This is a genomic window from Algoriphagus aquimarinus (genome assembly GCF_007997215.1).
GTDB classification, from domain to species: domain Bacteria; phylum Bacteroidota; class Bacteroidia; order Cytophagales; family Cyclobacteriaceae; genus Algoriphagus; species Algoriphagus aquimarinus_A.
Genome location: NZ_VORW01000001.1, coordinates 376,961 through 394,900 on the forward strand (window position 1 = coordinate 376,961; position 17,940 = coordinate 394,900).

The following is a 17,940-nucleotide window of genomic DNA, read 5'->3' on the forward strand; positions in this document are numbered from 1 at the left end:
AGTCTATTGTAGTGTCAGAGTAGTTCCAATTTTCTCATTGTCAATCACATACTTTGCGATTTGCTCAGGCTTGGTGCCATTTAGAATAATTGCTTTTTTCACGCCTTCTTTCAAAGCCAGCATACAGGATTGGATTTTTGGGATCATTCCGCCTTGAATGGTCGTCCCCATGTGCTCCTTTACTGCACTTTCATTAAGCTTGTGAATAATCGATGCAGGATCTGGATAGTTGAGAAAAAGACCATCCACGTCCGTTAGGACAATAAGCTGATCAGCATTCACAGCTGCCGCGAGTTTCCCCGCAAAAGTATCCGCATTAATATTGTATGAAGTGCCATCCACACCATCAGCTACACATGCGACCACGGGCACATAACCCGCTTCGCACAGTATGTTGATCAGGCTATTGTCGATATGGGTGATTTCACCAACCAGCCCGAGATCCACCATACTACCGTCAGCTGATTGGTGCTGATACTTTATTGCCTGCACCATTCCTGCGTCCTTACCGGAAAGGCCAACGGCTTTTAATTTGTTTTGATTCAGCATGGAGATCAAGTCAGCATTGACTTCTCCGATCAGAGCTTTTTGAATTTCTGCGAAAGCAATGGCTTCCGTCACCCTGAGACCATCCACGAATTGTGATTGGATGGCTGCTTTTTCTAGTGCTTTATTGATAAATGGCCCACCTCCGTGTACCATGATGACTTCAAATCCCGCTTCTTGAAGCTTAAAAATCTGTGCCGCAATTTCCTGCTGCAACTGGGGATTGATCATCGCATTCCCACCATATTTGATGAGAATTCTTTGCTTAGACATTTCTACTTTTTTTATATTAAATTGATTTTTTCCGAACCTAGCTCTCCCTTATGGATGGACAGAAATGGAAATGAATCAGACCTGAATTACTACTTTTTAAAGATGAAAACTTGATAAATACTGGTTTTACTAATTTAACCTAACACTTTTAAAACAACCTTCGTTCCGAAAGAGGATATTTGGCAGATTAATCTAATGTTATTAGAATAGTTAAAATTAAAACCCCTAAAAGCCAAATTACAATTAATTATTTGGCCTGATAGGGTGACAGGCTGTCAGTTGAAAACAGAATTATTTCCCGCTAACTCAAAAAACCTAAGAGGATAACCAGTCAAGCTTTTTGGTTATTTACTCTCTTTCCAACACCTTCACCATCTTATCAAAACCCTTTTTGATCTCTGCGAATTGTCGATCTCTGGAAGCCTCCAGATTTTCTTTTGTGGCATTCGTCGCCACTTGGAATTGCTCATATATCTCGGAAAACTCAATGGATCTCTGATTGCCTTTCAGTCCCCAAGTTGCTAAGTAGGCGCCTAGCTTTTCTACTTTCAAGCCTACATGCGGCACAGCATAGCTCAAAGCGGTAATCGCTCCATGCAAACTCGTCCCGACATAGCACTTAGAATTTGCGATTAGGTACATGATGTCCCATATATTATCTGCATCAAAATAGGTATAAGGACTTTTCAAAAGCGATCCTATTTCTTGCAAAGCCTCATGGTCATCATGATCAAGCGCCTTCCCGATAGGACAAAGACAGATTTCCGTCTTTGCTTTTTGGTAGATCTCATCCAATCCACTTGCAATTACCTCTTCATGGCCACGTGTGGTTTTTTTATTTATCTGAGCAAAAACGTACTTCCCAGAGTGTTCGGCAACATATCCAGCAACTTCTTGTGTCACCATTTTGTGAAGAAAATTCAAAGGATAAAACTCCGACATCAAGATGGCTGAGTCAGGACAAAGATCAGCACTTAGGCCGCTTTCCTTCAAGTTATCCACTGTCAATTGATCACGAACTGCGAAATAATCTGCATTTTGAAGCTTCTCTTTCAAGAAATCATACTTCGAAAAAGTAGCAGCGCTTAAGCCAGAGCCACCCAGGGAATTCAAAGTCACAGACTGAACCCCGGCAAAATCAGATTTATCAAATACAAAAGGGAGAGTTGTCTTGCCCTTCAGGATTTTCTTGGTCCATGTATTCAAATCCAATACCTTGTTGACTCTCACGTGTCTTTTATTAATTCGCTGAAAAAGCGGATTCAATGCCGCATATAGTGAATTCCATGTTACGCCCAATGCCTCACCACCTGCAATAATCACATGTACAGGTTTATTGGGATCATTACATTGCTTATAAAATTCCTTGAGCCCTTTTGTCGGAAGTCCGCCGACACTGGATAGATCGCTTTCCACCAGACCGAAATATTCAAATTCGAAATCCTTCCCATAAGTACTCAACTGCCTTTCTATCACTAATGGAAAAAGTAAATCCCCGTAATTGTATCGGTCGAAAGCACCTATAATTAAGACTTTTGTCATATGTTTAACTAGTATAATTAAGATCAATCGAACTTACCCGAATAACAAATTCTTTAAACATTATTAGGCTGGAAGAGCGTTGACCGAAGACCGAAGTGGCCGTGACCATTCATCCTTGCAAAAAAGATACTTGATTTTAAATCCAGAGAAATTAAGCTCAGGAACTATTTTTGGTAAGTAGGACGTAAATTCAGTACAAAATCATCAAAAGACTATTTTGAGCACCAAACCCGTTGCCGTCCATCGTATTTTTTCAGGTTCAGTCTGGGGGATTTTAGCCAAAATTCTCGATGCCGCCGCAAAGTTTGTGACCATCCCATTATTGGTGGGTTATTATGGCAAGGCTGACTACGGATTGATCGCCTTGGCCTTTTCCCTAAATGCCTATTTAAGACTTATGGATCTAGGAATGAATGTGGGTTCTGTGCGTTTTTTCTCTATGTGGGAAGCCAAAGCTGATTGGGAAAACATAGGAAAAGCTTCCCGATCCAGCATTATTTTCTACGGTACCATCGGACTTGTGAATGCGCTGATTTTCATGTTTATGGCTAATTATGGCCAGTCATTCTTTAATCTCAATCCCGATCAGATTCCCACTTATAGGATCATGATGTACATACTTTCGGCAAGTACGGTTTTGAACTGGCTGTCGAATGTGATCATCCAGTTACTCAGCGCCAAAGATGAACTCGGCTACGTAAACCGAGTTACGGTGGTGAGTAGCATGCTGAACTTTATAGTGGCGATCACAGCCATTCATTTCGAGTGGTCACTTCCACAATATTTCCTTTTCTACACGATTTCTACGCTTGTTCCGATTCCACTTAATATTCTTCGTTTACGAGTTTTTCCAGTTCCATTAGGGCAATTACTCACACCAAAATGGGATGGGAAGATTTTCCGAGAAATCATCGGCTACAGTTCTGCAATATTTCTGATGGGACTTTTCCAACTTACAGCAAATGAATTGCGGCCTATTTTGCTGGCAAAATTCGCTTCTGGAATTGACGTACTGACAGATTACCGGGTGATTCAGACTATCGCGATGCTGATTATTTCCTTTGGTACGATCTTCCTTCAGGTGCTTTTGCCTTCAGCTAGTAAAGTCTATCAGGAAGGGAATCACTCCAAGATGGAGAAGATGGTTTTTACCGCAACTCGGTACATATCTATTTTCTTAAGTTTTATCGTTTTCCTTTTGGTGCTGAATTCTGAATCTATTCTAGTACTCTACATGGGGAAAGACTACCTCCATTTGGCCGTCTGGCTGAACATCTGGCTGCTCACTGTATTGCTCAATATGCACAATACTCCCGTCGCTAGTTTGGTGCTTTCTTCTGGAAAAACCCGCTTCCTTATTTATTCTTCTGCGACGGCTTGTATTCTATCGCTTCCGATCACGGTGATCCTAGCCCCTACTCTGAATGTAGGCGCGGCAGTGATTGGCTACTTGGTTTATATGCTGATTCAGATTGGTTTCTTTTATATTTATTATATTCCTAAAGTGCTTAAGCTAGATAGCAAGAAGATTTTCTTCGGAGCTTTTTCACCTTCCGTCCTAGGAGCTGTGATTGCTTTTGCAGTTGCTTACGGGTTTGGAAAATGGATAGAAGTGCCGGAAGGTTTACTTGGAATGACCATAAGTTCGGCGATTTTCACTACGGTTTTTGCAGCATTCCACTTTCTGTTTATCATCAAAGCCGCAGATATTGATTTTCTACGGACGAAACTTTTGAAAAGAAAACCATCTAATGAGCAAGAATAAATTTTCGATTTGTATTCCTGCTTACAAGAGCAAATACCTGCAAGAATGCATTGATAGCATCCTTGCACAGAAGGTTGTCGACTTTGAACTAATCATTTTGAATGACTGCTCTCCAGAGCCAATTGAGGAAATAGTCCTAAAAAATCAGGATCCTAGAATTCGCTATTTCAAGAACGAAAAGAATGTAGGTGCTTATGATTTGGTGGACAACTGGAATAAGTGTCTGGAGCTGTCCACTGGGGAAAATATCGTCATAATGGGTGATGATGACCGTTTAGCTCCAGATTATCTGGCTGAGTTTGAAAATTTGATTCAAACCTACCCAAGTTTAAATGTCTACCACTGCCGCAGCAAAATCATCGACGACGATGGAAATGATGTGATACTTACACCAGCACTACCTGCTTTCGAATATGTCTATGACTCGATCTGGCATAGACTGCGTCAACTTCGCTCAAATTACATCTCTGATTACGTCTATGATACTTCCGCGTTAAGAGCTCAGGGTGGCTTCTACAAACTTCCACTTGCCTGGGGTTCGGATGACATCACAGCCTTTATAGCTTCTGCGAAAAAGGGCATTGCTCATAGCAACAAACCCGTTTTCGAATACCGTAGCAATCGCCTTTCCATCACTACAACAGGAAATGATCTGCACAAAATGATGGCAGATGTAAGTTATTCTGAGTGGTTAGGAGATTTCCTGAAAAACAATCCTCCGCATCCTTCGGAAAAGGTGATTTATCAGCATTTACTGAAGGAAAAGGATAAGTACATGCACGATAAGCGGCTCTACACGATGATGCTGTCCATGCGTAGTAACCCTTTGGAAAAGGCTAAAAACTGGATGAATACTCGAGATAAATTCGGTTTATCGATAAAGGACATTGGCGTTGCTTTAGCGAAAAGCATGAATTCAAACCGCTCTTGATGCCGATGGATTCACCTACCAAAATCATCTTCAATCCCTGCGAGAACAAGGAAAATCAATACATCACTATTCTGGTCAATGGACTAGAGAAGCATGGGTTTGAAGTTAGCAAACTGGATGATTTTCTTTCTTCGAAAAAGCATTATCAATCTATCAAATTACTTCACTTGAACTGGTTTGAAAATCTGGATGATAGCAGCTCCTCAAGTATGTGGAAAAGCTATTTCAGAAAATTGGTTGTACTTGCGGCTATTAAGTTTGGGAAGAAAAAATTGGTTTGGACCATGCACAACAGACTTTCTCACGAGAAAAAGTCGGGCAAACTTAGCCGGGCTTTAACTCAAAAAATTGTGGCACAGGCAGATGCAATTATTATTCATTCTGAGGTTTCCAGAGGAATTTTGCGCAGCAAATACCCGAATCTCAAAAGCAAAATCATTCACATTCCACATCCTGACTTTGTAGATGTCTATGGGGCTATGCTTCCTGAAAGTTCGGAAGAAAGAACTCCACAACTCAAGCTTCTTTTTCTAGGTGCAATCAAACCCTATAAAAATATTGAATTGCTAATCGAAGTGGCAAGAAGATTTCCCCAGTCAGTTCACCTGACTATAGCAGGAAATCCAAATTCTGAAGCTTATCGAAGTGAATTACAGAAGTTGGCAGAGAATACTCCCAATATTTCGCTCGAACTTAAATTCATTCCTGACGAGGAATTGCCAAGCTATATACATCAGTCAGACTTACTCATTCTTCCCTATTCTCTGGATAGCAGTCTAAACTCAGGAACGGTCATTCTTGGATTTTCATACGGGAGAACCGTCATCTGCCCAAGAATTGGCACTATTGATGACTTAGATGGTGGCGAAAACGTATTTGACTATAGCTATGAATACGAATCTGAACACCTTGAAGCACTGGAAAAACAGATTCAAAAAGCCATAACTCTTCATCAAAACAACCCAAATTCTCTAATCGAAAAAGGTCATAGAATGCAGGGTTTGGTACTAAAGAAAAACAACAAACAAGACGTAACCGATAGTTTAATTGAGCTATATGAAAGCTTATTATGAGAATCAGCCTATTTGCAGGAATTACTATTTGGGTTGGTTTTTTATTTAGAAAATCCTCCTTGCCCCCTTTTAAAGGGGGAATTGCGAAACTTGAAACTCAGCCATCGATCCAATGGATCGAACTACACTAAAATAGAAAACATAAGCTCGTTAAACAGACATATCTTTTTCGGCTAAAACCAACACATGAAAATTCTATACATCAACTCTCTTTATAGCCCGCTGATCGAAGGTGGCGCGGAGATTTCCCTGAAACTGATCGTGGAAGGAATGAAATCTCTGGGTCATCAGGTCGTGGTGCTGAGTTTGATGCCTGAGAAAGGACTGAAGAAAGAGCAGGTTGATGGAGTTACAGTTTATCGGGCAGGATTGCAAAATGGGTACTGGCCTTATTCCAAAGCCAAGAAAAACAAGCTTTCTCGACTGGCCTGGCACTACAGAGATCAGTCAAATGAAGCGATGGCAGAAGTCGTTAAAGAAATCTTGATGGCAGAAAAGCCAGACATTGTCTCTTGCCACAACCTTGCTGGATGGTCGGCCGCAGTCTGGAACCCGATTCATGAAGCTGGCATTCCCATAGTTCAAGTTTTGCATGATCTGTATTTGCTTTGCCCAAACAGCAACATGTTTAAGAATGAGCAAACTTGTGAGAATCAATGCTTCAGCTGTAAACTTTTGCGCAGAAATCATGCAGAAAAATCAGCCCAAGTAAGCGCTGTGGTAGGCATCAGCAATAGCATTTTGCAGCGATTTATCGACTTTGGATACTTTACGAATGCCACTAAAAACATCATTTATAACACACGTACGATTTCAAACCCAGTTTTTAAGCCCACTAGAAAATCTGGCCAAGCAATGCGTTTTGGTTATTTGGGCACGCTATCTAAAGTCAAAGGATTGGAATGGCTGATCGAGCAATTCAAAAAACTGGATTTCGAGGCAAGTTTAAGAATAGCGGGAAAAGGGGATAGAGTGTACGAAAATCAATTAAAGGAACTGGCTAATGACTCCAACATTGAATTTGTAGGATATGTGAATTCCACAGAATTTCTAGCTGAAATGGACGTGTTGATAGTGCCGTCCCTCTGGGAAGAACCTCTGGGAATGGTTGCGATAGAAGCATTGGCAAACCATGTTCCTGTGATCGCAAATAAAAGAGGCGGACTTCAGGAAACGGTAAAAGATGGAATCAACGGCCTGTATTGCTACGATAGCGAGCCTGATTCTTTGAGCGCTGCTATGCGCCAACTCTATGAGAATCCTGAGCAGTACAATCAATTTAGCCAAGCGGCGAGAGCGTCCGTGGCTTCTATTTTGGATGCTGATCGAATGATCGGAGAATATGAAGCAGTTTTGAAGGAGGCCTTAACCAAGCCCAATCCTGAAATTTCGAAATGAGCACTCCTCCAATCACACTCACCAACCAAGCAGCTTTACTTGAAGGAAATGAATGGAAAGCCATCTCAATAGCAGAATCCCTGTTTTTGATTTCGCTGATTTCCATGTTCCTTCCAGTGAAGGTTTATCCGGTGATTTTTGTGATCACCTCATACTTTTTCTACAGAGAAACTCCCCAACTCACTTTCTCGAAGTGGTTTATAGCGCTGGCTGTTTTCAGCACTTACGCTGTGCTGAGTTACTTACTCAACTATCCTGGAGAACCGCTCGCTTTGACCAATATCATCAAGCTCGTCATCAATTTCTTCTTTCTGTTTTTTGCTATCAATTGGCTTGGTTCCAGGGATAACGAATCACTGATTAGCAAGCTTGATTCGGTACTTTTAGCCATTCTGGCACTGTCATTAGTTCAGCTTCTGATTTATCATCAAGCATATGATTTTAAGCTGATCACAGGAAGTGATTCTTCAGGTCAAGCGAGTTCACTTTACCGAGACTCACTTTATTACTGGGGTTTGGACGATAAAAATATGTTTGGAGCGCGCATAGCTCTGATCGGATTTTCGTTCATATGTATTCCTGTAGTCTTGAAAAATAGGCTGTCGATCTGGAGAATTGTCTTCGTGTTTTTGATCGGATTTCTCAGCTTATCCCGAACTCCAATCGTCGCTTTATTACTTGGCATCTTTTTCTTAATCTGGATTTCTGTGGAGAAAAAATGGAAAATCGGGTTGCTTGTTTTGGTAGCCATAGCACTTCCTTTTATCCTCCAAAAAGTAATTCGGGTAGACTCTCTGACCTCGTCCAATGATGGCATGGGAATCAGATTGGTTTATTGGAAAGCATTTTTCCAGCATTTCGACGCGATTTCTCCCTTGGGAAATGGCTTTCTCAGCGCACCTGGATTCCTAGGAAGTTATGCCGATTTCTACCGTGGAGAGCCCCATATTCATAACACCTTTCTCACCACTTATCTTGAATTAGGTATTGTAGGCTTCTTCTCATTCTTGGCATTTCTGGTTTGGTTTATCAAGGAGTGCTGGCAAAAAACAGTCAATTCAAAACTTTGGATAGCACTTTTTATCCCGATCCTCTCCATTATGATGATCCTATATTCTGGCTATGACAACGACGTAGTCATGTATTTATGTCTGATTTATCTCATCGGTTCACTGCGGGAAATCAGCTTTCAAAACATAAAACTCAGTCTATGAAATCTCGAAAAAATGTATTGATCGATAGTCGATGGGCTGGAAATACTGGAATAGGAAGATTGTATCAGGAGGTAATGAATTATGCCCCATTTGAGGCTACATGTGAATATGTGGAGAGTAAAATGGGTTTAGGGAGTTTACTGACGCCCTTGATGCTGGGTGAGGAAATAAAGAAGTCAAATGCGGACGTGTTCTACAGTCCGTCATTTATGCCACCTGCATTCTCCAAGACTCCATTTATTTTTACCGTTCACGATCTCATGCACTTGTTTTACTATACCAAGCTGCACAAGATTTATTATGAGCAGGTGATTGGGAGGCTGGCGCCAAAAGCGAAGAAGATCATCACAGTATCTCATTTCAGCAAAAAACAATTGGTGGAATTAATGGGAATACCAGAAGAGCTAATACAGGTGATTTATAATGGAGTAGATAGTCATTTCCTTGAAAATGAAGAAGAATATGAGAGCATTCGCCCCTATTTTCTCTATGTGGGAAATAGAAGAAAAAACAAGAATGTACCGGCTATGCTCACTGCCTTTGCAAAAGCGAGAATCCCAAATGACTTTATGTTCTTCCTCTCTGGCAATGCTGATGCGGAGCTTGATGCTCTTATTGGAAGTCTAGGCATACAGAAAAGGGTTCGGTTTTTGGGTTTTATAGAGGAAGCAGATTTACCCAAACTATACAAAGGTGCCCATGCTACTTTATTCGCCTCACTGATGGAAGGATTTGGTTTACCGGTCATTGAATCTATGGCCTCAGGTACTCCAGTTTTGACTTCGAATACAAGTTCACTTCCTGAAATCGCTGGGGGAGCTGCACTTTGTGTAGATCCGACTGAAATTTCTGCCATTCAAGCGGGCATAGAAAAACTCGTAGATGACGAGGATTTCTACGTGGAATGCATGGTAAAAGGTCTTGAGCGCGCAAGGGAATTTAGCTGGGAGAAAACGGCTGCAGAAACATGGGAAACCATTCTTTCTTGAAACAACATGAAAAACTACTTTCACACATTCATCTTCTTTACGCTGCTTTTTGCATTGCCCCTAGCAGGCATATGCCAATCTGGGAAGAGAATCAATGTGCTTGAAATTGGGATTTTGGCTAATTCAGAAAACGATCAAACAGAAGCCATTCAGGAAATTATTGACCAAGCTAAGGAAGGTGATACCGTATTTTTTCCCGAAGGAAAATACCTAGTCCGAACAATTCTGCTGAAGTCTGGGATAAACCTTCTTGCAGTTGGCATTATCAAGCATCATAAATCTGCAAAAACCGGGGAATATTCCATCGAAAAGCAAAACTCTCCTAACCCGTTGATATTGGGAAAAGGAGTGAAAAACGTTTCAATTTCCATCAAAGGAGAATCCAAAAATGAGGGAATCTATCTTTTGAAAAGTCAGCAAATCCGTATTTACAACACTGTATTAACTGGTGATTCTACGAAGCTAAGAGCATATCCTGGCGTCATGACTTTTCAGTGCAGCGGAATTGAAATTGCGAATACGAGAATTCATCATTTCGGAATGCCACGGACTGAAACTGACAAGTACCAACCTGGAACGGGTATTCGGATCATGTCTAGCAACACTATTTCCATTCATGATTCTGAGATTTATAAGAATGGTGAAAATGGGGTTTTTATCCATGGAAGCAGGAAAGTAGAAGTCATCAATAATGTGATTCGACACAATGGAATGTCTGCTATTCAGGTTGCTTTTGGGGATACTGGAAAGGAAAGAGACTATAATTTCTCCTACAATATCCTCGAGGAAAATGCTTCAGATGCGATAGACATAAATAACAGATCTAAGGAAAAAGCAAAAGATATCGAGTGTCTGATCACCGAGAATATTACCTGCGGAAATGGTTTTGTGAAAGGTGAATCCACCCCTGATGGTTCAGGCATTGCAACACTGATCAACGTTTCAAATGTCATTCTCTATAAAAATGAAGCTTATAGAAATAACCGTCCAGCGATCTACGTCGAAAGCTGTGGATTGATCTTGGCAAAGGAAAACTGGGCAGATAATCAGGTGGAGATCACGCTCGATTTGGAAGAATTACTTCTGGACAAAAACAGATTCAGCAGCATCAATTTGATCGCAAATACTAAGGCTCAGAAAATCCATCTTCGAAATAATACGCTAGGCTCACTTTCCTTGCCAAATGGAATTCAAGTGAATGAATTTGACGTGGAAAACAACCGCTTCTCGAATGCAACCTTCAACTTCAACATGGAAGGAACTATGCATCTGACAGGAAATACGATGGAGAACAATTCCGAAAACCCAGCAATTTTGATTGTGAAAGCGGATAATGCATTACTGGAAAATAATGAGATTGTGAGCAGAAACTCATCTGCGATTATCATTAAAAACACGGCTAAAAATATCCACATCATCGGAAATCAGATTGAATCATTCAACACAGCCATTTTTGATGATAGCTCAAAAGACCTCGTAGTAAAGAATAACAGGATCAAATCCATCGCCGGCGGAGAAGAAAATCAGGCATTTCGAAGTCATTTTCCCAATAACCTAACGTTGGTTGCGAATGAATATCACGGTATACAAAACACTGAAACCGTACTCCTTGTAGGAAAAGGAAAAGCTACCATTGGCAAGGAAAAACTAATTTCCGGAACAGCCAATTATGGGGAAGTAGAAATCACATACTATTAATTTTTAAGCTATGCAAGTCAATCTTTTTATCCCTACGCTGAATGCAGGAAAAATCTGGAAAGAAGTATTGGATGGTGTTGCTATGCAAAATTATCCCATCTCTCGATTGATAGTGATTGATTCTGGCTCTACGGATGGGACTTTGGATTTGCTCAATGAAGAAACATGCGATCTGATCCAAATCGACAAGAAGGATTTTGACCATGGCGGAACGAGGCAAATGGCTGTGGAGACATTTCCAGATGCTGATGTATTTATTTTTCTTACCCAAGATGCAATCCTTGCAGAGCCTGATGCGATTTCAGTGATGGTTAATGCTTTGGAAGAAAACCCTGACCTTGGAATGGCTTATGGTCGTCAGCTCCCCCATAAAAATGCGAAGCTGTTGGAAACTCATGCAAGACTTTTTAATTATCCAGCGGAGTCAAAAGTGAAGAGCATGGAAGATGCTGATCGATATGGCATTAGAACAATTTCCTGCTCCAACTCTTTCGCAGGCTATAGAAAAACCGCATTTTTTGCCGTCAACGGATTTCCAACTGGCTCTATATTAGGAGAAGACGTGCTAATTGCTGGCAAAATGTTATTGAATGGATGGAAGTTGGCATACCTTTCGCATTCTAAAATATACCATTCACATAATTATTCAGCCACTGAAGAATTCAAGCGATATTTTGACATTGGAGTATTCCATTTCAATAATCAATGGATCTTCGAAAAATTTGGCAGAGCAGAAAGTGAAGGATTCAAGTATCTTAAATCTGAACTCACCTATACACTAAAGAACAATCCATTTTTACTTCCAAAGTCGATGATTGCAACCTTGGGTAAATGGCTTGGCTATAAATTGGGACTACACTACCAATCACTTCCAGCTGGACTTCGCAAGTCATTTTCTATGACTAAAGCCTACTGGAATCGCTCCTGAACAATAAACCCATCAGGTAACAACCCTCACAATGTGTGGATAGCTTCCACATAATTAATGTTAACAATCTATTAAAAATAGCCCTATCTAACCAATTAGGCCTGTTTTTGCTTGGCATCCGTATTGGATATAACCTAGCGTCACAATATTTGACTTAAAATACTAAACCAATGATACGTAATTCATCCCATCAACAAGAGATTGTTTTTAAAGGCTACCAGTCGGGGCGTATTATTCCTGACCTATTTTCCCTTACGCACATCTCACGAAGCTCCGTTTCTCAGACTGTGAACGAAGGTATTGAGATCACAACCAGATTCGTTAAAAGGTCATTTGATATACTATTCTCTTCCTTTGCAATCCTTATTGGTCTGCCGGTGTTTCTCACTTTGATGTTGATCACAAAGCTTACATCTAAAGGGCCAATATTCTACAAGCAGGAAAGAATTGGTAGAAACGGTCAGCCGTTCTACATACTGAAGTATAGAAGTATGATTGTAGATTCTGAGGTGAATGGCCCGCAATTGACTAAGGATAACGATCCTAGGGTGACTAAATGGGGTAATTTCATGAGAAAAACTCACCTAGACGAGATTCCACAGTTTTTCAATGTACTTATGGGTGATATGTCAGTAGTAGGTCCTAGACCAGAACGTGCCCATTTTATCCAGCAGATTGTAGCCAGACAGCCACAGTATGTTCAGTTGCTTGCGCTACGTCCAGGAATTACCTCTATTGGACAGGTAGATTATGGCTATGCAGAAACTGTAGAGGAAATGTGTCAGCGAGTACTTTTGGATTTGAAATACTTAACTCAAGTTAATTTATTAACTGATTTGAATATTATAGGACAAACAGTCATGACTATGATTAACAAAAAAGGGAAATAAGTCACCCCTTAAATTGAATATATCATTGAAAGGAAACGTCAGGCATTTAGCCTGACGTTTTTTTTTCGCCATAAAACTATTTCGCAGATTATGTAAAAATGGAGTAATTTATGGACTGAGGATGATAGTTTAGAACTATATGTATCCTAGAAGAAACCGAAAAACTATGAAAAAGGCATTGTTAGAAGATCTTGCCTTACTGATTTTAAGGGTAGGCTCAGGTGCGATGATTCTTACGCACGGCTACCCAAAACTGATGAGACTTATTGGCGATGAGCCAATTAAGTTCTTGGATTTATTAGGAATAGGGTCTACAGCCTCCTTAGCTCTGGCTACTTTCGCAGAGTTCTTCTGCGGCATCCTACTAATCCTTGGTTTCAAAACTAGATTGGCAACCATCCCTTTGATGATAACTATGCTGACTGCTGCTTTTGTAGCACACGCGGCGGATCCATTTGGGCGGAAAGAGCTTCCATTGCTTTATTTTATTGTCTTCTTATTTATTTTGATTTTTGGTGCTGGTAAATTCTCTTTAGATGCATTAGGGAAAAAGAGTCTACTTTAACCAGCATCTCCTTATAGAAATCAATCAGGAAGAGCGAATGCCACATAAGCATCTCCGCTTTTGGTACCTTTCCCTCCTCCACACGCGATCACAAGAAATTGCTTACCACCCATTTCATAAACGGCTGGAGTAGCATGCCCAGAAGCTGGAAGCTTGGCTTCCCACAGAATCACGCCAGTTTCCTTGTCGAAAGCTCGGATCTTCTCATCCTTCGTTGCGGCAATAAATAACACTCCACCGGCGGTTACGACCGGGCCACCATAGTTTTCTGTACCTGTTGGGGCAAAACCTTGCGCACTCAGCGAATCGATTTCTCCCAAAGTCACCTGCCATTTTTTCTTACCTGTATTCATATCTATCGCGGTAAGCAATCCCCATGGAGGATTAGATCCATACAAGCCGTCTTTGGTTACCAACTTCTTATAACCATCCATGTAGTAGCGTGGAAAAAGCTGTGAAGGAGCACCTTCCATCTCTTGCTTGTCTCCTGCAGCAGGTGCTTTGTCTAGCAAGTAATCCAAAATAACTTTTCGGTTTTCATTAGAAATATGATCAAAAGCAGGCATGGCACCTCTGCCTTTGCGAAGCAAAAGATCCAATGAATCATAGGTGAATTTTTCTTTTATATCTAATAAACTCGGGATAGTAGGCGGATTCCCTTTTCGATCCAAGCCATGACAATTGCCACAGTAATTCGTGTAAGCTGATTTGCCTACATTTTCAAAATCAGCATTTGGAGTCATCCCGATTATCCAAGGGATTTGATTGGCATTCACATAGAAAGTCTGTGTTTCCGGGTCAAAAGAAGCTCCGCCCCATTCTCCTCCGCCGTCCATTCCAGGGAAAAGAACGATGGGTTTTTCAGGATGTGGAGGAGCCCAAGTATCTCCATAGATCGCTCCTTCGAGTTGACTTCGGATATCAGCTTCCCATTTGGGGTGAAGATTTAAAATACTATTTTCATCAAAAACCATCTTCATGAATGGTTCTGGAAAAGTTGGAATTGGCTGTGTGGCTGAAGAATGTTCACCAGGCATCAGAGATTGAGTAACCGGAGTTTCTACAATCGGCCAAACAGGCTCGCCAGTTTCCCGGTCAAATACATAAGTCATTCCTTGCTTGGAAATCTGCGCCACTGCATCAATCCACTTCCCGTCTTTTTGGATTCGAATCAGGTTTGGATTGGCAGGGAAATCCCGATCCCACACATCATGATGCACTGCTTGAAAATGCCATATTCGCTCGCCTGTTTGAGCATTTAGGGCGATCAAAGAATTCGCATAGAGATTATTTCCTTTGCGATAGCCACCCCAAAAATCATAGGTAGCCGAGCCTGTAGGTACAAAAACGATCCCCCGCTGCTGATCCACGGTCATCCCAGCCCAGTTATTTGCTCCACCGATCTGCTTGATATTCTTGGCATCCCAGGTTTCATAGCCAGGTTCTCCTTCCTGTGGAATCGTATGAAAAATCCATTCCCGCTTTCCTGTCTTAATATTATATGCTCGTATATGCCCAGGTGCCGCATCCAGACCTTCGGAAAGCCGCATCCCGATAATCAGCAAATCTCCATAAACCACTCCAGGAGCATTGGCCACAATCAAAAAATCCTCGCGATCTGTATCTAAGCCTTTGCGTAGATCGACTTTTCCCTGATCACCAAAACTCAAGATGGGTTCTCCTGTCTCAGCATTTAGTGCCATTAGCCAATTACCCGCTCCAAAAAGAATGCGCTTGTCATCTCCATCTTCCCAATAGCTCACCCCACGATTCGTTCCCGCCCAGGAATTCTCGCCTCCAAGTACCTGAAATGGGTCAAATCGCCAAACTTCCTCACCCGTCTCTGCATTAAGAGCGAACACATTCAATTTGGGTGTGGATCCGTAAAGCAAGCCATTCACGACAATTGGTTGGCATTGAATCTGCGAACTGGCAGTAGCATCCCCAGTATTATAAGTCCACGCAACTTCGAGTTGGGAAACGTTGTCGGGTGTGATTTGGGTCAAAGATGAATAGCGTGAACCGTCTTCTGGCCCTCCATAGTGGGACCAATCAGTATAGTCGATTTCTGTAGTTTTTGATTGGCAGGCTGAAAAAAGTAAAATTGAGCAGAGTGCAACTTTGATAATGGCTTTCATAAAATAGGCTGAGGTGGGTTTGAAAGCAAAATATCGGGAATTAACTGTTAAGATCACAGATAAGTGCATCTACACTTACATCAATGATGGAAGTTCAAATTGGGTGATTCCCCCTTTTTTTCAAAGGGGGTTGGGGATTTTGCAATTGAATAGGTGTGAAACTCAGCGGTTAAAATTGACTTTTAGAAAAATATAGATTCAAATTTCTTCATGCCAATTGTTACGCTTGTCCTTCCATTTGAATTCTTTTTCCCAACCAGCCTAGTACAAAAAAGATCACCAAGAAGCCTATTGCAGGAATGGATAAAATGATCAGCTGCCAAAAGAATGGGCTTGTTTCTGGTTGAAACTGGCCGAAAGCAGATTGAATCTCCCTATCCCATTCTTGAAAAATACCAAGCGATGCGAGATAGGCTATATAGATAAATATTGCCACCATAACTACTGAGAAGATCATTCCCAGACGGATAAATACTTTGGCAATCTGAAAGCTTGGATCGAATGAAATTGAATTGCTCATAAGTGAAAAGTTTTAATAAAAATGGTACTCAAATTCTTGTTAACCAATTATTTAACGTTAAATCCTTTTAAAATTATCATAAGGCTTAGATTTTCATTTGTTAATATCCAGTTTGAATTAATTTCTGACTATTTAGTTTTGTTACGTATGTTTAGTACATGAGATATGTTTCACTGATAATTTGGTCCTGCCTAATTTTGGTTGGTTTCCTTGGTTGTGCGGAGAAAGAGCTTGAAACTGGTTTAAGCGAAGAAGTTGTTAAAATTGACCTTTCTGAGGCGAGGGAAGCTAAGCTTTCCGAATTTTTTCAATCTGTGAGCTATACTTTGTTGGACTACACGGACGAGTTACCTATTGTAAATGGGTATAAAATGGTGGTTACCAAAGATGAAATATTTGTTGAAAGCCGAGAAACTGCCAAGGTTTTTGTTTTTGACAATTCCGGTCAGTTGAAAAATGTTATTGGACAATTTGGTGATGGGCCTGGAGAAATCCGCTTAATAGATGGCCTTTTTGTGAATGGAGACACGGTTCGAATCGACTCTGAATATGCATTTAAGTATGTTTTATTTTCGAAAGACGGGAAATTTATCAAGGAGGATAAACTCTCCTATCGAGCTTCGGCTATTTATGAGCCGGATTTTAGTTTGTATTATTTCCAGCATGGAGAAGGACCAGATCAATGGACTTATATCAGAGAAGATAAAAGTGGTGGCAAGCCCGAAGAAACAGTGAAAGGCTATTTGCCAATGAGGAAAGGCTTTGAGAAATTTACTTCTTTTGCAGGGCCAATTGGGTTTCTGAAAGATGTTGAAACAGAGGAGTTTTACTATACTGAACCCAATGACTATCAGGTGCAGAATTTTGATACCGAAGGTTATTATAAGAGGACAATACGCTTTGACTTTGGCAAGTATAACTGGCCTATGGAAATGAGATTGGAATTAGCTGGTAAAGGGAGGGAGCAGAATGACTATCTAAAAGAAAATATTGTTGTGGCTGGGTTGTATGACTTTTTCCCTTTTCAGAACCTTTTCTTTATGTCAGCAGGTACTTATGGGAAGACTTACTGGATCTTTACGGATAAAAAATTCACTTCTATTGATATAATCCAGGATTGGGAAAATGATCTGGATGGAATGAAACTTCGACAGCTCTCTTGGACAAAATCAGAAGATGAGATTATTTATCAGATTGACTCAAGGGCATTCTTCAATGATTATAAGGAAGCATTTAATGGGAAGTCAGTGGAATCCAAACCAGGAGATATTCATGAATTCTTTGAGAAAAATCGCGACAAACTACAGGAGGAAAAAATTGTGCTGGTGTCTTATAAGTTGAAATAAGTCATTTGGTTTCTGAGATGCATACTCTTTTCAAGTTGAAGCCCATCTTCTTCAAAATCAGAGACCTTAGGCTTCGACTTCGCTCAGCCTGACATGCAAACTTGATTTTTATACAAAAACTTTG

Annotated in this window: 15 protein-coding genes; 11 read left to right on the plus strand and 4 right to left on the minus strand. The window is 40.8% G+C overall.

Going from position 1 to position 17,940, the window contains the following annotated elements; genetic code table 11:
- Positions 1–3: 3 nt before the first annotated feature.
- On the minus strand, positions 4–819 hold the full coding sequence (argB, locus tag ESV85_RS01725; protein ID WP_146914512.1) for an acetylglutamate kinase: 816 nt from the start codon (positions 817–819) through the stop codon (positions 4–6).
- 348 nt (positions 820–1,167) lie between these two features.
- A complete protein-coding gene (locus ESV85_RS01730; protein ID WP_146914513.1) occupies positions 1,168–2,361 on the minus strand; it encodes a polysaccharide pyruvyl transferase family protein in 1,194 nt (397 codons plus the stop codon).
- A 217-nt stretch (positions 2,362–2,578) separates the two neighbouring features.
- Here ESV85_RS01730 and ESV85_RS01735 point away from each other — a divergent pair, with 217 nt between their 5' ends.
- The 10 genes from ESV85_RS01735 to ESV85_RS01780 all read left to right on the plus strand — a co-directional run bounded on the left by ESV85_RS01735 (position 2,579) and on the right by ESV85_RS01780 (position 13,812).
- Positions 2,579–4,126 carry a lipopolysaccharide biosynthesis protein gene (locus ESV85_RS01735; protein WP_146914514.1) on the plus strand — a complete coding sequence of 516 codons (1,548 nt, stop codon included), beginning with the start codon at positions 2,579–2,581 and terminating at the stop codon, positions 4,124–4,126.
- A complete protein-coding gene (locus ESV85_RS01740) occupies positions 4,113–5,057 on the plus strand; it encodes a glycosyltransferase family 2 protein (RefSeq protein ID WP_146914515.1) in 945 nt (314 codons plus the stop codon). Before ESV85_RS01735 ends, ESV85_RS01740 begins: the two co-directional genes overlap by 14 nt.
- Before the next feature lie 5 nt (positions 5,058–5,062).
- The gene (locus ESV85_RS01745; protein ID WP_191321878.1) at positions 5,063–6,130 is read left to right on the plus strand and encodes a glycosyltransferase; all 1,068 of its coding nucleotides are present in this window, start codon (positions 5,063–5,065) and stop codon (positions 6,128–6,130) included.
- Positions 6,131–6,316: 186 nt separating this feature from the next.
- Positions 6,317–7,528: a glycosyltransferase family 4 protein gene (locus ESV85_RS01750; RefSeq protein WP_146914517.1), complete on the plus strand. Its 1,212-nt coding sequence runs from the start codon at positions 6,317–6,319 to the stop codon at positions 7,526–7,528.
- A complete protein-coding gene (locus ESV85_RS01755; RefSeq protein WP_146914518.1) occupies positions 7,525–8,742 on the plus strand; it encodes an O-antigen ligase family protein in 1,218 nt (405 codons plus the stop codon). Before ESV85_RS01750 ends, ESV85_RS01755 begins: the two co-directional genes overlap by 4 nt.
- Positions 8,739–9,731 carry a glycosyltransferase family 4 protein gene (locus ESV85_RS01760; RefSeq protein WP_146914519.1) on the plus strand — a complete coding sequence of 331 codons (993 nt, stop codon included), beginning with the start codon at positions 8,739–8,741 and terminating at the stop codon, positions 9,729–9,731. Before ESV85_RS01755 ends, ESV85_RS01760 begins: the two co-directional genes overlap by 4 nt.
- 6 nt (positions 9,732–9,737) lie before the next feature.
- On the plus strand, positions 9,738–11,429 hold the full coding sequence (locus ESV85_RS01765; RefSeq protein ID WP_146914520.1) for a right-handed parallel beta-helix repeat-containing protein: 1,692 nt from the start codon (positions 9,738–9,740) through the stop codon (positions 11,427–11,429).
- Positions 11,430–11,439: 10 nt separating this feature from the next.
- Positions 11,440–12,357 (plus strand): glycosyltransferase family 2 protein, encoded by a 918-nt coding sequence (locus ESV85_RS01770; protein WP_146914521.1) that lies wholly within the window; start codon positions 11,440–11,442, stop codon positions 12,355–12,357.
- Between the two features lie 170 nt (positions 12,358–12,527).
- Positions 12,528–13,247, plus strand: a complete 720-nt coding sequence (locus ESV85_RS01775; RefSeq protein ID WP_146914522.1) for a sugar transferase — start codon at positions 12,528–12,530, stop codon at positions 13,245–13,247.
- A 166-nt stretch (positions 13,248–13,413) separates the two neighbouring features.
- Positions 13,414–13,812, plus strand: coding sequence for a DoxX family protein (locus ESV85_RS01780; RefSeq protein WP_146914523.1), 399 nt, complete (start codon positions 13,414–13,416; stop codon positions 13,810–13,812).
- Positions 13,813–13,832: 20 nt separating this feature from the next.
- Here ESV85_RS01780 and ESV85_RS01785 read toward each other — a convergent pair whose 3' ends face one another.
- Positions 13,833–15,950 (minus strand): PQQ-binding-like beta-propeller repeat protein, encoded by a 2,118-nt coding sequence (locus ESV85_RS01785; RefSeq protein WP_146914524.1) that lies wholly within the window; start codon positions 15,948–15,950, stop codon positions 13,833–13,835.
- Between the two features lie 220 nt (positions 15,951–16,170).
- Entirely contained in the window at positions 16,171–16,470 is a 300-nt protein-coding gene (locus ESV85_RS01790; RefSeq protein WP_146914525.1) for a hypothetical protein, read from the minus strand.
- 197 nt (positions 16,471–16,667) lie between these two features.
- On the opposite strand from ESV85_RS01790, the gene ESV85_RS01795 reads away from it, so the two are divergent.
- Complete coding sequence (locus ESV85_RS01795; RefSeq protein ID WP_191321879.1) at positions 16,668–17,816, plus strand: 6-bladed beta-propeller; 1,149 nt, start codon at positions 16,668–16,670, stop codon at positions 17,814–17,816.
- The last annotated feature ends 124 nt before the right edge of the window (positions 17,817–17,940 follow it).

Coding starts and splice junctions, on each gene's coding strand:
- argB (WP_146914512.1), bottom strand. CDS start 819: ATGTCTAAGCAAAGAATTCTCATCAAATATGGTGGGAATGCGATGATC.
- ESV85_RS01730 (WP_146914513.1), bottom strand. CDS start 2,361: ATGACAAAAGTCTTAATTATAGGTGCTTTCGACCGATACAATTACGGG.
- ESV85_RS01740 (WP_146914515.1), top strand. CDS start 4,113: ATGAGCAAGAATAAATTTTCGATTTGTATTCCTGCTTACAAGAGCAAA.
- ESV85_RS01745 (WP_191321878.1), top strand. CDS start 5,063: ATGGATTCACCTACCAAAATCATCTTCAATCCCTGCGAGAACAAGGAA.
- ESV85_RS01750 (WP_146914517.1), top strand. CDS start 6,317: ATGAAAATTCTATACATCAACTCTCTTTATAGCCCGCTGATCGAAGGT.
- ESV85_RS01755 (WP_146914518.1), top strand. CDS start 7,525: ATGAGCACTCCTCCAATCACACTCACCAACCAAGCAGCTTTACTTGAA.
- ESV85_RS01760 (WP_146914519.1), top strand. CDS start 8,739: ATGAAATCTCGAAAAAATGTATTGATCGATAGTCGATGGGCTGGAAAT.
- ESV85_RS01765 (WP_146914520.1), top strand. CDS start 9,738: ATGAAAAACTACTTTCACACATTCATCTTCTTTACGCTGCTTTTTGCA.
- ESV85_RS01770 (WP_146914521.1), top strand. CDS start 11,440: ATGCAAGTCAATCTTTTTATCCCTACGCTGAATGCAGGAAAAATCTGG.
- ESV85_RS01775 (WP_146914522.1), top strand. CDS start 12,528: ATGATACGTAATTCATCCCATCAACAAGAGATTGTTTTTAAAGGCTAC.
- ESV85_RS01780 (WP_146914523.1), top strand. CDS start 13,414: ATGAAAAAGGCATTGTTAGAAGATCTTGCCTTACTGATTTTAAGGGTA.
- ESV85_RS01785 (WP_146914524.1), bottom strand. CDS start 15,950: ATGAAAGCCATTATCAAAGTTGCACTCTGCTCAATTTTACTTTTTTCA.
- ESV85_RS01790 (WP_146914525.1), bottom strand. CDS start 16,470: ATGAGCAATTCAATTTCATTCGATCCAAGCTTTCAGATTGCCAAAGTA.